Here is a 16,292-nt window from a genome sequence, read left to right as displayed (position 1 = left end):
CTCTTGAAGTGGGAATTTTTTCTCGGAGCTATGTTAAAAGATAAAAAAGTGAGTTGGCTTAATTTTAATTACTCATCTTTCTTTTCCAGTATTTGTGTTATATTATATGTAATAGGGGGTGGGAATAATGACGAAGGTTGAGGTAAAACCGAGCGTCTTGCAATGGGCGATGAAACGTGCGGATCGTTTGGATAAGCTGAAAGATCAGTTTCCTCATATCGATAAATGGATTAGCCAAGAGAGCCAACCGACGCTGAAGCAACTCGAAAAGCTTGCCAAAGCGACTTCTATTCCTCTTGGTTATTTCTTTCTTTCAAATCCACCTGAGGAGAAGTTGAGTATTCCCCATTATCGAACGGTGAAGGATGAAGGAGCCGGGCAACCGAGTCCGAATCTTTTGGAAACGGTTCAAACGATGGAGAGACGGCAACAATGGATGCGCGATTATTTAATTCGACTAGGCAACCAACCTCTGGATTATGTAGGTCGTGCGAACTTATCAACGAATCCAAAACTTGTTGCCAGAAATATGAGAAAAACGTTAGGTTTAGAAAATGATTGGGCATCGAAGCAACCGAATTGGCAGGAAGCTTTACGAACTCTTATTAAAAAAATTGAAGATATTGGAATTGTTGTAGTCATTAACGGAATAGTCGGCAATAATACGCATCGAAAATTAGACGTTGCTGAGTTTCGCGGCTTTGTCCTTATTGATGATTATGCTCCTTTCATATTTGTGAACGGAAGAGATGGGAAGGCAGCGCAAATGTTTACGCTGGCACACGAACTTGCCCATGTTTGGTATGGGGCGAGCGCTGCGTTCGATTTAGCCAATCTTCAACCTGCTGATATTAAAATTGAAAATATGTGTAACGAAGCTGCAGCGGAGTTTCTTGCCCCTGAAGACGAATTGTTTCATTTATGGAAGCGTGTCGGCACTTCAGAAGATCGTTTTAAACAAATTGCCCGCCATTTTAAAATTAGTGAAATTGTGGCCGCCCGCAGAGCTCTAGACTTAAAACTCATTGCAAAAGAAGAGTTCTTTTTGTTTTATGAAGCGTATGTTAAGCGACTTCGACAAGAAGAGGAAGAAACAAAAACGGACGGTGGGGGTAACTTTTATGCTATTCAAAATATGCGCATTGGTCGCCGTTTTGCCGAAGCGGTGATACGAGCTGCAAAGGAAGGAGCGCTCCTTTACCGTGAAGCCTATCGATTGACAGGACTATCCGGAACCACTTTCGATAAGTTTGCTGAATATGTCGATGGCGGGAGAGTTGTATGAGCTCTAATCGTAAGTTTGTGATTGATACGAATATCGAACAGTGCCTGTCACTGTTCGCTAAATTGAGCGTGACGGGATCGTTATTTATGAGAAATGAGTTTACATATCGGTTATGTCAAAAGGAGAAAAGAAACGATGAATAAACCTAACTTATTTTCGTACGCCACAAGTGAGCTATCACAAGATGCTTTTTTATGCTGGTTAATCGATTGGGCAAACCATGAATTTTCTGAGATAAATCCACCATTGCATGACATAGGAAAAAGTTTTATTGAAGCGATATTTCAAAAGCACGGACAGCTTTGTCCAAACATCGAGCACATTTCCATTACTAGACAAGTCGATGGTTTAGATATATTAGCTGTTATAAATCACAAATATGCCATTCTCATAGAAGATAAAACATATACACGCGATCATACGAATCAACTGGCGCGATATCGTGCGGCGGTAGAAAAGCGAGGGTATCATTATCAACTTCCTATCTACTACAAAATAGGAAATCAAAGTAATTACGATACAGTGGAAGCCGCAGGGTACAAGCCGTTTTTACGGAAAGATATGTTAGCGATTTTACAAGAGGGATATAAACGAAATATCACAGATTCCATATTCAATGACTATTATCAACATCTGTTATCGATTGAAGAAGCTTATAACAAATACAAAACAGCTCCTTTAAATGAATGGAAAGGACTTGCGTGGCAAGGGTTTTATAGTGAACTTCAAAACGCGGGTATTTTAGGGGAGTGGGATTATGTTTCTAACCCGCAAGGTGGTTTTTATGGATTTTGGTGGCATTGGAAAAACGGAGGTGATTGTCAGCTCTATCTGCAGCTAGAACAAGAAAAATTATGTGTTAAAATTGAAGTAGCTGACAAAGAAAAAAGGGCGTATCTTCGTACGAATTGGTGCCAGAAAGTGCTCGAGAAATCGAGGGATTTTCAACTACATGTGAAGAAGCCAAGTCGATTCGGAAACGGAAGATATATGACGGTGGCAGTTTTAGAAAACTATATAATAACAAACAAAGATGGGATACTTGATTTGACAAGTACGATCGATGTTCTTAAACGGGCTGAAAAATTGCTTGATGCATTAACAGCTGTTCGTACTAAACAATAAAAAAGCAGGGAAGACGATCGTCCACCTGCTTTTTCTCCTTTAAATCGTAACCGATGTTTTTGTTTTTTTCCGAAGGTCGAAACGGTCAGCGTTCATCACTTTCACCCAAGCTTGAATAAAGTCGCGGACAAATTTTTCTTTGTTGTCGTCTTGGGCGTAAAATTCAGCGTATGAGCGAAGGATCGAGTTTGAGCCGAAAATTAAGTCCACACGAGTGGCGGTCCAACGAACAGCCTTCGTTTTCCGGTCGCGAATGTCGTAAATGCCGTCTTCTTTCGGTACCCATTCATAGTTCATATCGACGAGGTTGACAAAAAAATCGTTTGTGAGCACACCGATGCGATCTGTAAATACACCGTGAGGAAGATCGCGATACGTCGCTCCTAACACACGTAAGCCACCGACTAATACCGTCATCTCTGGGGCGGTTAAGCCGAGCAATTGGGCTTTATCGACAAGCAATTCCTCAGGGCTGACGCGATATTTTTTCTTTTCATAATTGCGGAATCCGTCCGCGAACGGTTCTAATACCGCAAAGCTTTCCACATCCGTTTGTTCTTCCGTAGCATCGCCTCGTCCAGGCATAAACGGTACGTGGACGTCAAAGCCAGCATCGCGCGCTGCTTTCTCGACCGCCGCACTGCCACCAAGTACGATTAAATCGGCGATGCTCACTTTTTTAGGGAGCGCGCGTTGAATGTCTTCATAAACGGCAAGCACTTTCGCAAGTCGCTCTGGTTCGTTTACTTCCCAATCTTTTTGCGGCGCAAGCCGAATGCGCGCACCGTTCGCTCCGCCACGCTTATCGGAGTTACGGAACGTGCTAGCGGATGCCCAAGCGGTTTTCACAAGTTCGCTAATCGTTAACCCTGAATGTAAAATTTCCGTTTTGATATCTTCAATTTCCGCATCCGTTAATTCAACCTCTGCTTCTGGAATCGGGTCTTGCCAAATGAAATCTTCTTTCGGTACTTCTGGACCGAGATATCTCGTTTTCGGCCCCATGTCGCGATGAATGAGTTTAAACCAAGCACGAGCAAACGCATCCGCAAATTCTTCTGGATGTTCATAAAAGCGACGAGCAATTTTTTCATATATCGGGTCAAAGCGTAACGCTAAGTCCGTCGTCAACATCATCGGCGGCACTTTCACATTGGCATCTTCCACATCAGGCGCTAAATGTTCTTCTTTTATATTCACCGCTTCCCATTGATACGCACCAGCTGGACTTTTCGTCAACTGCCATTCGTATTCAAAAAGCAATTGTAAATAGCTGTTATCCCACTGCGTAGGTGTTGGCGTCCAAGCGCCTTCCAGACCGCTTGTAATCGTATCGCGACCGTTTCCTTTTCCGTACGAGCTAAGCCATCCTAACCCTTGCGCTTCAATCGGAGCTGCTTCTGGCTCAGGGCCGACATGCGACGCAGCACCAGCCCCATGCGCCTTCCCAAACGTATGTCCGCCTGCGATGAGCGCCACTGTTTCTTCGTCGTTCATTCCCATCCGTTTAAACGTCTCGCGAATGTCACGTGCCGCCGCAAGCGGATCTGGGTTGCCATCAGGACCTTCTGGGTTGACATAAATCAGCCCCATTTGAACAGCGGCAAGCGGATTTTCTAATTCGCGATCGCCTGTATAGCGTTCTGAGGCGAGCCATTCTTTTTCCGCTCCCCAATAAATGTCTTCTTCTGGATGCCATACGTCCTCGCGACCAGCGCCAAAACCGATCGTTTTTCCACCCATTGACTCAATCGCCACGTTGCCGGCTAACACAATTAAATCTGCCCACGAAATTTTATTGCCGTATTTTTGTTTAATCGGCCACAACAGGCGACGTGCTTTATCTAAGTTCGCATTGTCTGGCCAACTGTTTAATGGGGCGAACCGTTGCGTACCCGTTGAAGCACCGCCTCGTCCGTCGCCAATGCGATACGTCCCTGCAGAATGCCAAGCCATGCGGATAAACAGTGGGCCGTAATGTCCGTAGTCGGCAGGCCACCAATCTTGGCTTGTCGTCATGAGTTTACGCAAATCTTCTTTTAACGCCCAATAGTCGAGTGTTTGAAATTCCTCTGCATAATCGAACGTTTCGTCATGGGGATTCGTTTTTCTGTCGTGTTGATGAAGAATGCTTAAGTTTAGTTGATTCGGCCACCAGTCTTTGTTTGTTGTTTTGTTTGAAGCATGACTCGTCACACTTCCATGGAACGGGCATTTGTTTTCCATTCTTTTATTCTCCTTTCCTACGTATAAATGAAATATGATGCTGTTCACTTGTTGAGGTTGATAATAATGATTACATTAGAATTATACTAAATTAATATTTAATAGTAAAGTAAAAATGATATTTTTATTTAAAAATTATAAAAACCCCCCATTTTATTCTGTTTACAGAATAAAATGGGGGATCTATACGTTCACATCCGCATTTCCGTTCATCGTTTCACTCCAATCTTTAATGTTGCAACATATGTTTCACTTGTTCAGTTGTTAAGTTGCGAATAAATTCGATTAAGTCAATCGCCTCGATTCCGAATTCATTACATTTTTCAACGTATCTTTGGTAAGCTTTTGTGTACATATCCATAAACAAAACTCCTTTCACACGTTGCTTTTGTTAGTTATATTGTATTATAACAGAAATAAAAAATCAACAACTGTTATATAATTATTTTAAAAAATGATATGATTTTTATGTACATGTAGTAGAAACGGAAGGTTTGTAGTACAATAGAGTAGGCAAATGGAAGGGATTATACATATTTTACCGTTTTAGAAAGGATGAACATACATGCATATAATCGAGTTAATGAAAGCGCTTATTTTAGGGCTAGTCGAAGGGGTGACAGAGTTTGCGCCTGTTTCATCGACAGGTCATATGATTATCGTTGATGATATGTGGCTAAAGTCAAGCGACTTTTTAGGAAAGTATGGGGCAAATACGTTTAAAGTCGTCATTCAGCTCGGTTCCGTTTTAGCTGCTGTTGTAGTGTTTAAAGATAAATTTTTCGAATTGCTTTATTTACGAAAAAGCGAAGTGAGAAAAGGACCGCGGTTGACACTTATGCACATTTTTATCGGTCTTTTACCTGCTGGTGTGTTGGGTGTTTTATTTGAAGACTATATTGATGAACATTTGTTTTCGACGGAAACGGTGCTCATTGGGCTCATGCTTGGAGCGTTGTTGATGATCGCAGCAGACCGTTTCGGAAAACGAACGAAAGTAGCGCAAACAGTAGATGATATAACGTATAAGCAAGCTTTCATTGTCGGTCTCGTCCAATGCTTATCCCTTTGGCCAGGGTTTTCTCGTTCGGGGTCGACCATTTCAGGTGGCGTACTTGTCGGAATGAGTCATCGCGCTGCCGCTGATTTTACATTTATTATGGCTGTGCCAATTATGGCTGGAGCAAGCGCCATTTCGTTGTTAAAAAACTGGCAGTACATTACGATGGATGCTTTACCATTTTTCATTGTCGGTTTTATTAGTGCTTTTGTTTTTGCATTGTTAGCCATTCGCTTTTTCTTGCGTTTAATTAACCGCGTTCGCCTTGTGCCATTTGCCATTTATCGCATCGTGCTCGCGGCAGTTATTTATATTGTTTATTTTGCGTAATCTCCACGATTTTTGTGGAGATTTTTTTGTTTAAAAAGTCGTCAAAAACGCACGAACGCATGATGAAAAAATAAGTCTATAATGAATGTGAAAAATAACACGAAAAGCTGGTGATGACATATGCATGAACATGCGCGTGCGGTAGATTATAACGAAAATCCGTTTATCGTCATTTGGGAAGTGACAAGAGCTTGCCAGTTAAAATGTGTACATTGTCGTGCCGATGCCCAACCTGTCCCAGATCCGTGTGAGTTAACGCACGAAGAAGGGCTTCATCTTATCGACGACATATATGAGATGAACAATCCGATGCTTGTGTTTACAGGTGGCGACTGTATGATGCGCGAAGATTTGTTTGATCTTGCATCGTATGCGATGAAAAAAGGGATGCGCGTTTCGATTACACCGAGTGCGACACCAAATGTGACGAAAGAAAAAATGAAAAAGGCAAAAGAGATTGGACTGTCGCGCTGGGCATTTAGTTTAGACGGACCGACCGCTGACATTCACGACCGATTTCGCGGTACACCGGGTTCGTTTGATTTAACGATCGAAAACATTCGTTATTTAAATGAGCTACATATGCCATTACAAATTAATACAGTCATTTCGCGCTATAACTACGATCATTTAGAACAAATGGCGAAATTAGTTGCAGAGTTAAAGGCAGTAATGTGGTATATTTTTTTACTCGTTCCGACCGGCCGTGGACAAATGGGCGATTGCATTAGCCCGGAGGAACATGAACAAGTGTTCCGTTGGTTGTATGAGTTAAGTAAAACGGCACCGTATGATATAAAAACGACAGCAGCACAACATTATCGTCGTGTTGTCATTCAACAAAAAATGCGCGAAAAACGAATTGAAGCAGGGGATATTCGTTATGAGCATGCGATTACGACCGATCATGCTTCAATGATTGACGGCTTAAAACGGGCGCCAAAAGGCGTCAATGACGGCAACGGTTTCGTTTTCGTTTCACATACAGGAGATGTCATGCCAAGCGGCTTGCTTCCAATCGTATGCGGCAACGTACGCGAGCAACCGTTATCGTATATTTATCGTGAATCGGAAGTGATGAAACAGTTGCGCCAACCAGACTTATATAAAGGAAAATGCGGCATTTGTGAGTTTCGCTACGTTTGTGGCGGATCCCGCGCTCGCGCCTATGCAGTCACAGGTGATTATATGGAAAGTGAACCGTTTTGTATATACGTTCCTTTAGGGATGAGAAAAGAAAAAACCCGAACGGTGTTCGCTTAATGCGGACGCTGTTCGGGTTTTTTATGTTGCTTCGTTTTTCGAAACAGGTGAAGGCATGTGTTAAATATCCATAAACTGATAAGTGAGAACAAAACGGCTACTTCAATTGGTTCCATTACTTGAAAAGGATTGAAAATGTCAAACCAAGCTTGATGAATGCTCATTCCTAGCAATAAATTCATGCTAATCGCTATACCGCCTAACAACATAGAAATAGCGATACAAACCACGATAGTTTTCATCACTTCATCCCCATGGCTGCACTTTTTATTTAGCATCTGACCATTTTTTACGTTTATTCCTTTTGCATAATATATGCATTATATGCTTATTCTAACCATCAAGGAGACAATGGATGGAGGAGGAAAGATGTGGACACGATCGAAGGGTAAGAAAGAAAAGGATACGCATGCATATGGGGGATTAGCACCAAACGGCATATACGGAACGATTGATCAAGATTTACATACAAACATAGAAAAAGTTCGAGATATTACTGGAAATAGTGCAGATATCATCATCCGCCGTTTTTTACTTGGAAAGGATGATAATTTTCCTGCTGCACTTTGTTTTGTAAGCGGAATGGTTGATGAACATATCGTTCAGCAATTATTGCTTGAAATAAGTGTACAATTATCACTTCCTTCAAGTAGTTGCGGTCTAGACTATATTGAACAAAAAATAGCTACAACTAATACAGCACGGCGCATTCAGCAATGGCACGACATATTTTCCTCGCTTATGTCTGGGGAAGTCATTTTATTTATTGATGGGATGCTAGAGGCAATTGGTGTATCAGTAAAAGGTGGTGAGTATCGTGCGATTACAGAGCCGAGTACACAACTATCTATTCGAGGGCCACGTGAGGGTTTTACAGAATCGTTAGCAACAAATGTTGCTATGGTTCGACGACGAATTCAAAATCCACATGTGTGGGTAGAAGCCATTACACTAGGTGAAGTGACACAAACAAATGTCCGTATCATGTATATTAAAGGAATTGCAAATGACAAAATTGTTGAAGAAGTGCGTAGTCGATTGCGACGCATTTGTATAGATGGCGTTCTTGAATCTGGATATATTGAACAACTGATTGAAGATGAATCATTTACAACGTTTCCAACTGTTTATCATACGGAAAGACCAGATAGTGTTGCGGCCAATTTGTTGGAAGGAAGAATCGCTATTTTTGTAGAAGGGACACCATTTGTCCTTATTGTCCCAACCGTATTTATACAATTTTTCCAAGCTGTAGAAGATTATTATGCACGCTTTGATATTGCGACAGCGTTGCGTTTTTTACGTATGCTCGTTTTTTTTATTTCCCTTGTTGCACCGTCTGTGTATATTGCACTGACGACATTTCATCAAGAAATGATTCCTACTTCCCTTGTCATTGCAATTGCTGCACAACGTGAAGCGGTTCCTTTTCCAGCTTTTATTGAAGCATTACTCATGGAGGTGACGTTTGAAATTTTGCGTGAAGCTGGAGTGCGCTTGCCAAGGGCTGTTGGACAGGCTGTATCGATTGTTGGGGCGCTCGTCATCGGACAAGCTGCTGTAGAAGCAGGTTTTGTTTCGTCCGCTATGGTTATCGTTGTGTCCATCACAGCAATTGCTAGCTTTGCGACGCCGTCGTTTGCAATTGCTATTTCCGCACGTTTAATTCGTTTTGCCCTAATGGTATTAGCTGCTCTATTTGGTTTTTATGGCATTTTGATTGGCGTAATTTTAATGACTATTCATTTATGTAGTCTTCGTTCATTTGGAGTGCCATACATGGCACCACTTGCCCCCCTTATTTTAGAAAATATAGGTGATACATTTATACGTTTTCCGTTATGGGGTTTAAAAGAGAGACCTCACTTAATCATGAATACAGACACGGTTCGTCAAAAGGATGGGCAACGTCCAAAGCCGCCTCAACGAGCAGAGAAAGAAGGGGATTCAAATTAAACGATATCTTTTTCTCATCTTTGTCCTGTTATTTATGTGTATTATTTACGGTTGTTGGAGCAAAAGAGAGCTGACAGACTTAGCATTCATTATCGCAGTTGGTATAGATAAAAGGGATGGAAAATATATGTCGACATTCCAAATTGTCAATCCTGGAAACGTAGCAGGGGCGACTCAAAGAGGAGGAGGGAGCGCAGGACTTCCCGTTGCCTTATATACATCAACTGGCGATACGTTAGTGGAGGCAAGTCGGAAGGCGTCAAAACAAATATCACGCATTCCATATTATTCTCATACAAACCTTGTTGTCATTGGGGAGGAGCTTGCGAAAGAAGGGATTCAGCAAATTTTTGATGCTGTTGAGCGCAATCCCCAGTTTCGACCTGCAGCGAATATTATTATTGCGCGTAAGCAAACAGCGAAACAATTATCATCTGTACTTACACCGATCGATAAAATTCCTGCAAATCAAATAATTAAAACATTGCAATTTACAAAAGGTTTGTTAGGAGAAAACGTTGATACTCGCATAAGGGAAATAATAGAAAATTTTTCACTTGATGGAAAAGAAGTGGTCATAAGTAGTTTTCGTATTGCCGGTGATTGGCAAAAGGGAGCCGAACAAGATAATGTTCGTACCATTGAACCTTCGGCACGTCTTCGCGCTGCTGAATTAGCTGTTTTTAAGAATGGGAAGCTTGTTGGTTGGATGAAAAATGAAGAGGCTCGTGGAGTATTGTGGGTGCTTAATAAAGTAAAACAAACAAATGTAAATATTGATTGGGGCGAATCTAAGGAAGGATTGTCCTATAAGGTTATGCGTGCGCAAGCAAAGGTAAAAGCAAAACTAAAAGACGGAAATCCGATAATATCAGTTGTTATTAAAACAGAGGGAGATATTAGCGAAACATTTATTTCTATGGACTTCACAGATCCAAAGCAAATAATAGAGCTCGAAAAAAAAATACAACAAGAGATAAAAAAAGAAGTGAGAAAGGCAGTACATGCTGCTCAAAAGAAGAAAAGCGACATTTTTGGATTTGGAGAAGTGGTTCATCGAACGTATCCAGAGGAATGGAAAGAAATGAAAAAAACATGGCATAACAAATATTTCCCTGAAGCAGAACTTCATGTGAAAGTCGATTCATTTATTCGAAGAACAGGATTGAGAACTCGCTCATACATTCAGTGAAAAGGCGGTGAGATGCAGTGGAACGAGCGTGTATAAGTGCGCGACAATTGTTTATGCTTGCCATTTTATTTGAACACGGTAGCGCCATGGTTATTCCACTTGGAGTAGATGCAAAACAAGACGTTTGGCTTGCTATTTTATGCGGCATGGTTTTAGGAGGAGGATTGCTGTTCATTTATTACCGCCTTTTTACATATTACCCAAGACTACCTCTTACATCATATAGTCAGCGCATTGTTGGTTCTTTTTTTGGAAAGGTACTGGGGCTTATATATGTACTTTATTTTTTATACATTGCGGCTCGAGTGTTACGCGATTTCGGCGAGCTTCTATTGACGTTTGCCTATCCTGAAACCCCTTTGTTTATTTTAAATACTGTTATGATGTTGACAGTAATGTATGCTGTTTATAAAGGAATTGAAGTCATTGCGCGAGCGAGTCAATTATTTTTCTTTTCACTTTACTGGATACTTATATTAGGATTTGTACTAATCATCATTGCAGGAGCAGTTGATCTTCGTCGTTTACAGCCGATATTAGAAGAAGGATGGGAACCCATTTTTCATGTTGTATTTACACAAACACTATATGTTCCATTTGGCGAAATGATTGTCTTTACGATGATTTTTCCTTACTTGCAAAAACAAGAAAAAGTAATGAAGGCAGGGTTTCTTGCTTTGTTTTTAAGTGGCATCAATTTAGCGATCATCATGGCAATGAATATAGCCGTATTGGGGGCAGATACGGTTTCACGTTCCACTTTTCCCTTGTTGAATACGATTCAGGAAATTCGTGTAGCAAATTTTTTAGAGCGATTAGATGTGTTATTTATGATTGCACTCATTGTCGGGGGATTTTTCAAAGTCGGTGTCTTTTTTTATGCAGGAGTGATCGGAGCGGCAGATTTATTTCAAATTAAAGAATATCAACGTCTTGTTTATCCGCTAGGTATTTCTGTTTTGCTTTTGTCCATTGCAATCGCCAGCAATTTTGCTGAACATATTAAAGAGGGGCTACAAATCGTTACAATTTATATGCATATTCCACTTCAAATTGTGATCCCATTTCTTCTTCTTTTAGTTGCTGTGTTGAGGCAGCAAAAAACAGATAAAGAAAATAAGGGACGATAGGTCGCCCCTTTTTAAAAATCAAAATGATCCGGATCGGGACCGATGCGGCGGTTTTCGTTTAGCGCGTCAATCGCATCCATTTCTTCTTTTGTTAAAGTAAAGTCAAAAATGTTTGCGTTTTGAGCAATTCGTTGAGGCGTGACAGACTTTGGAATAGTGACGACTTCGTGTTGTAAGTCCCAACATAAAATGACTTGAGCTGGTGTTTTCCCGTATTTTTGTGCTATGTCGACAAGCGTTGGTTCGTTCAACAGCTCGCCACCGCGCATAAGTGGTGACCACGCTTCTAATTGAATTTGGTGTTGTTTACAAAATGCAAGAAGCTCTTTTTGCGTCAACCGCGGGTGAAACTCCACTTGGTTGACCATCGGTTTTATTTCGCAATCAGCAAGAATATGTTCTAAATGGTGAATTTGGAAGTTGCTCACCCCAATGGCGCGCACAAAGCCATCTTTATACAACTTTTCGAGCGCCTTGTACGTTTCTTTATATTTTTCTTTGACAGGCCAATGAACTAAATACAAATCAATATAATCAAAGCCGAGTTTTTTTAAGCTCGTATGAAATGCTTTTAATGTTGATTCGTATCCTTGATCGGAATTCCATACTTTTGTTGTGACAAAAACTTCTTCACGACGAATGGCCGACTCGCGAATCGCTCGCCCGACCCCTTCTTCATTTTCATAAAACGCAGCCGTGTCAATATGACGATATCCTACTTCAAGCGCTGTGCGAACAGAACGAATGACTTCATCGCCTTCTTGCACTTTATAAACCCCTAAGCCAAGCCACGGCATACGGACACCGTTATGTAACGTTGCGGCATCTTGTAAACTTTTCATCTCTATGCTCCTTTCCAATATTTTTCCCTTTTATTATGAAATGGATTGTATGAGAAAGCAAAACATATGCTCATATGGAAGGGGCTACAAATTTAAATCACGATAGTTTGGATGATGTTTTAACAGTTCCGAGACAGTGACAAATGTATATCCTTTTTCTTTTAAAATCGGTAAAATTTCTTTTAATGCTTGGACAGTTTGTTTCCGGCTACCGCTTCCGTGATCGTGAAACAAAATAATTTGTCCAGGCTGAATATGTTCAATGACACGGCGGACAATTCGTCTCGTCCCAGGGTTTTGCCAGTCATATGTGTCTTGATGTTTTGACCACATGACGACAGTATAACCTCGTTGTTTGGCGATATCTATGATCTGCTTGTTGTAGTAGCCAAGTGGGGGACGAAATAACGTCGGGCGTTCTCCGGTAATGTCATATAGCACATCTTCGCTTTTTTTTATTTCTTCCTCAATCGTTTGTTTAGATTTGCCGCGAAAATCAAGATGTTTATACGTATGATTTGCAATTTCATGCCCTTCGTTCATTTGTCGCTTAATGATATCCGGATATTTTTCAGCACGAAACCCAACGACGAAAAAAGTAGCTTTGGCGTCATACTGTTTTAAAATCGTTAAAATGTCAGGAGTGTATAATATGTCTGGCCCGTCGTCAAACGTAATCGCGACCATTTTTTCATCAGTTGGCACGTTCCAAACAATATCGTCATGTATTCGGTGAACAGGTGTTGTCGTAATGAGCAACAAAGACAAAAATAAGAAAAGTACGTTCATTTTTCATCCCCGCTTTTTTATATATCATGTGAAAAAAGTCGTTTTGTCATTCTCTTTTCTATACAAGACGTAGTAAAATAAAGATAATTAGGTCATGGGAAGGGATATCAATGAAAAAAATTGTTGGCATCATCGTATTTTTATTCGCACTTGTTGTGGGAGGAGTATATTTGTTTGCACAAGAAAGACAGCCCGTGCATGCAACGTGGCTTTGGAACCCATGGTTATTTGTGAAAGACGAAGATCGCGTTTTCTCTTTTTTACAAGAAAAACAAGTGAGCGATGTATACGTGCAAATCGATGAAGAAATTCCGATTGATACGTATCGTCAATTTGTTCGGCGTGCAACCGAAAAAGGTATTCGTGTGTATGCGCTCGATGGGGCGCCAAATTGGATTGAAAATGGAGAAGGAATGGAACGCTTATTTCGATGGCTGGTCGAATATGAAAGCGTTGCCGAGAAGAATGAAAAGTTTTACGGTGTACATTTAGACGTTGAGCCGTACTTGCATGCGTGGTGGCGGACAAATCAAAATGGGGCAATCACTTCGTATCAAACGGTGTTACAACGAGCGCGTGAGCTTGCGAAAGAACGATCGCTACGGTTTGAAGTGGATATACCGTTTTGGTTTGATGGGGTACGGTATGGAAACAGCAATTTAGCGGAATGGGTGATTGCGAATACAGACGGTGTGACAATGATGGCATATCGTGATCAAGCAAGAGACATCATTGACATCGTGAAAAAAGAGATGCAAATAGCTAGAAAATACGGGAAGCAAATTGTTGTGGGGGTTGAAACAGGACAGGTTGATGAAGGGGATGACGTTTCGTTTTTTGAAGAAGACGAGACGTACATGAACGAGCAATTGGCGATTGTTCAAAAGCACTACGCACGAACAAAAAGCTTTTCTGGCATCGCTGTGCATCATATGGAACAATGGATGAGTAGAAACGAGTGAAGGTGAGATAGATGAGTGAGCGTGAAGAAAAACAGCTGTATACGCTTGCAGAGTTTTTTGAGCTTGTCGGAGAACGACGAATGGAGTTGTACGAAGGCGTTCCTGTGCTCATGGCTCCAGCCTCATACGAACATGAGGGGGTTGTAGCGAATGTAATTGGGGAAATCACATTCGCGTTAAAAGGTAGCCCTTGTTTTGTGTTTGGAAGCAATTTGCAAGTCGTGCTTCTTTTCCAAGATGAGCAAAAAGGAAAAGAAAATGTCACGGTGTTACCGGACATCTCAGTTGTTTGTGAGAAAGAGAAACTGCGCAATAAGCGTTGTTATGGCGCCCCAGACCTCGTTGTCGAAGTTCTTTCTCCAAGCACTGCAAGAAATGACCGATTATTAAAGCGTTATTACTATGAAAAAGCAGGGGTAAAGGAATATTGGATTGTTGATTATCAGCATCAGACGATTGAAAAATATGTCCTTCATAACGATCGTTTGCAACTAGAAGAAGTATATGATGCGCAAAACAATCATTTTGTCTCAACTTTGTTTTCAAATATACAGTTCTCTACACATGATATTTTTTCATTTTCTAATATATAAACAAAGAGGAAGGGGAAAATGTATGTCGAAACATACGAAGCACATTTATGAAGCAGAAAGACGAGTACAACAAGCAAAAGAAAAAATGAACAGTACGTATCGCTTAGCATATCACATTATGGCGCCTGTAAACTGGATGAACGACCCGAACGGGCTCATTCAATGGAACGGGGAGTACCATGTGTTTTATCAGTTTCATCCAGACAGCCCAAAGTGGGGGCCGATGCATTGGGGGCATGTGAAAAGTAAAGACCTTGTGTATTGGGAGCGTGTACCGATTGCACTTGCGCCGAGCGAATGGTACGACGAAGGCGGCTGTTTTTCAGGAAGCGCGGTAAATGATCAAGGAGTGCTGACTCTTATTTACACAGGAAACGTATGGTTAAATGAAGAACAAACGGAACTGAAACAATATCAATGTATTGCCACAAGCAAAGACGGCATTCATTTTGCAAAAGACCCGACCAATCCGGTACTTTCCGAGCCGCCGTTTGACTGCCAAGGGCATATTCGCGATCCGAAAGTGTGGAAGCATGGCGACGAGTGGTATATGGTGCTTGGGACAAGAGAGGGGAATAACGGAAAAGTCGTTTTATACAAGTCGAACGATTTGCGCCATTGGGAGTATGTCAACATCGTTGCGCAAAGTGATGGTAGCTTAGGCTATATGTGGGAGTGTCCAGATGTCTTCCGTTTGAACGGCAAAGATATTTTGTTATTTTCACCACAAGGGATTGAACCAGAGGGCGATCGTTTTCAAAACCTTCATCAAACAGGTTATGTTGTTGGTACACTTGACTATGAAACGGGAAAACTAGCGCATGGAGCGTTTGAAGAACTCGATAAAGGGTTTGATTTTTACGCTGCGCAAACGTTTGAAGATGAAAAAGGACAACGCATTTTGTTCGGTTGGATGGACATGTGGGAGTCGCAAATGCCGACGCAACAACACGGATGGGCCGGAGCACTAACGATTCCGCGTCTTTTAGAATTGACAGATGATGAGAAACTGTTGATGAAGCCGGTGCCGGAATTGCAGTTATTGCGGGAAGAGCATGTGAAGTTGGAATCGATTTCAGTAAAAGGAGAGGACGGAACGTATACACTTCCATGGAAAGGGGATCGACTAGAGCTACTCATCCGTTTTTCGTTAGCTAATTTTCAAGGAAATGCATTTGGTGTCAAAGTGCGTTGTTCGGGTGATGGAAGCGAAGAAACGATCTTCCGCTATGATGTGAAAGACTCCATCGTGACGTTTGATCGAAACCGCTCTGGAAAAGGAGAGGGCGGCATTCGTCGCGCTGTATTAGATAGACACGGGGATGTGGTTACGTTCCATTTCTTCATCGACCGTTCCTCTGTCGAGTTATTCGTTAACGATGGTCAGCTTGTGATGACAGGAAGAATTTATCCATCCGAAACGAGCCAAGGAATCGAATTGTTCACAGAAGGCGGGGACGTGACTATCCTTTCTATCGATGCGTGGACATTGAAGGATATTTGGGGTGAGGAATAGGGGAGACGGTACAGAAAGCCGTC

The 16,292-nt window shown here is 41.5% G+C and carries 15 protein-coding genes; 10 read left to right on the top strand and 5 right to left on the bottom strand.

Translation table 11 applies throughout. From position 1 onward, the window contains the following. The first annotated feature begins 127 nt into the window (after nt 1–127). Both JV16_RS09145 and JV16_RS09140 read left to right on the top strand, forming a co-directional pair. Nucleotides 128–1,285, top strand: a complete 1,158-nt coding sequence (locus JV16_RS09145) for an ImmA/IrrE family metallo-endopeptidase (RefSeq protein WP_042535430.1) — start codon at nt 128–130, stop codon at nt 1,283–1,285. Between the two features lie 135 nt (nt 1,286–1,420). Beyond that, entirely contained in the window at nt 1,421–2,410 is a 990-nt protein-coding gene (locus JV16_RS09140) for a PD-(D/E)XK nuclease family protein (protein WP_042535428.1), read from the top strand. Between the two features lie 39 nt (nt 2,411–2,449). On the opposite strand, the gene katG is transcribed toward JV16_RS09140, so the two are convergent. Next, complete coding sequence (gene katG, locus JV16_RS09135; protein WP_042535426.1) at nt 2,450–4,636, bottom strand: catalase/peroxidase HPI; 2,187 nt, start codon at nt 4,634–4,636, stop codon at nt 2,450–2,452. A 229-nt stretch (nt 4,637–4,865) separates the two neighbouring features. Then, entirely contained in the window at nt 4,866–4,997 is a 132-nt protein-coding gene (locus JV16_RS16105) for a hypothetical protein (RefSeq protein ID WP_003395753.1), read from the bottom strand. Nucleotides 4,998–5,201: 204 nt separating this feature from the next. On the opposite strand from JV16_RS16105, the gene JV16_RS09130 reads away from it, so the two are divergent. Together JV16_RS09130 and JV16_RS09125 are read left to right on the top strand one after the other, a co-directional pair. Further along, on the top strand, nt 5,202–6,026 hold the full coding sequence (locus JV16_RS09130) for an undecaprenyl-diphosphate phosphatase (protein ID WP_042535424.1): 825 nt from the start codon (nt 5,202–5,204) through the stop codon (nt 6,024–6,026). A 120-nt stretch (nt 6,027–6,146) separates the two neighbouring features. Beyond that, on the top strand, nt 6,147–7,289 hold the full coding sequence (locus JV16_RS09125) for a TIGR04053 family radical SAM/SPASM domain-containing protein (protein WP_021094934.1): 1,143 nt from the start codon (nt 6,147–6,149) through the stop codon (nt 7,287–7,289). Here the strand turns inward: JV16_RS09125 and JV16_RS09120 are convergent. Further along, nucleotides 7,286–7,531, bottom strand: coding sequence for a YczF family membrane protein (locus JV16_RS09120; protein WP_035063225.1), 246 nt, complete (start codon nt 7,529–7,531; stop codon nt 7,286–7,288). The genes JV16_RS09125 and JV16_RS09120 overlap by 4 nt on opposite strands. A gap of 73 nt (nt 7,532–7,604) precedes the next feature. Between JV16_RS09120 and JV16_RS09115 the strand changes: the two genes are divergently transcribed. The 3 genes from JV16_RS09115 to JV16_RS09105 are packed head-to-tail and all read left to right on the top strand — an operon-like array spanning nt 7,605 to nt 11,567. Then, on the top strand, nt 7,605–9,245 hold the full coding sequence (locus JV16_RS09115) for a spore germination protein (RefSeq protein ID WP_042535422.1): 1,641 nt from the start codon (nt 7,605–7,607) through the stop codon (nt 9,243–9,245). After that, the gene (locus tag JV16_RS09110; protein WP_476855432.1) at nt 9,190–10,437 is read left to right on the top strand and encodes a Ger(x)C family spore germination protein; all 1,248 of its coding nucleotides are present in this window, start codon (nt 9,190–9,192) and stop codon (nt 10,435–10,437) included. Before JV16_RS09115 ends, JV16_RS09110 begins: the two co-directional genes overlap by 56 nt. A gap of 17 nt (nt 10,438–10,454) precedes the next feature. Continuing rightward, entirely contained in the window at nt 10,455–11,567 is a 1,113-nt protein-coding gene (locus JV16_RS09105) for a GerAB/ArcD/ProY family transporter (RefSeq protein WP_042535420.1), read from the top strand. 11 nt (nt 11,568–11,578) lie between these two features. Here JV16_RS09105 and JV16_RS09100 read toward each other — a convergent pair whose 3' ends face one another. Together JV16_RS09100 and JV16_RS09095 are read right to left on the bottom strand one after the other, a co-directional pair. Continuing rightward, nucleotides 11,579–12,409 (bottom strand): aldo/keto reductase, encoded by an 831-nt coding sequence (locus JV16_RS09100; protein ID WP_042535418.1) that lies wholly within the window; start codon nt 12,407–12,409, stop codon nt 11,579–11,581. An 84-nt stretch (nt 12,410–12,493) separates the two neighbouring features. Then, nucleotides 12,494–13,198, bottom strand: a complete 705-nt coding sequence (locus JV16_RS09095) for a polysaccharide deacetylase family protein (protein WP_042535416.1) — start codon at nt 13,196–13,198, stop codon at nt 12,494–12,496. Nucleotides 13,199–13,308: 110 nt separating this feature from the next. Between JV16_RS09095 and JV16_RS09090 the strand changes: the two genes are divergently transcribed. From JV16_RS09090 to JV16_RS09080, 3 genes are read left to right on the top strand one after another with little or no spacing between them, the layout of a single operon-like run. After that, nucleotides 13,309–14,160: a hypothetical protein gene (locus JV16_RS09090; protein WP_042535415.1), complete on the top strand. Its 852-nt coding sequence runs from the start codon at nt 13,309–13,311 to the stop codon at nt 14,158–14,160. A gap of 11 nt (nt 14,161–14,171) precedes the next feature. Continuing rightward, on the top strand, nt 14,172–14,753 hold the full coding sequence (locus JV16_RS09085; RefSeq protein WP_042535413.1) for a Uma2 family endonuclease: 582 nt from the start codon (nt 14,172–14,174) through the stop codon (nt 14,751–14,753). A 22-nt stretch (nt 14,754–14,775) separates the two neighbouring features. Continuing rightward, entirely contained in the window at nt 14,776–16,269 is a 1,494-nt protein-coding gene (locus JV16_RS09080; RefSeq protein WP_042535411.1) for a glycoside hydrolase family 32 protein, read from the top strand. Nucleotides 16,270–16,292: the final 23 nt, after the last annotated feature.

It is taken from the genome of Anoxybacillus ayderensis (assembly GCF_000833605.1).
GTDB lineage: Bacteria > Bacillota > Bacilli > Bacillales > Anoxybacillaceae > Anoxybacillus > Anoxybacillus ayderensis.
Note: the sequence above shows the minus strand (reverse complement) of the source record. Positions and strands in the feature narration are given on the sequence as shown.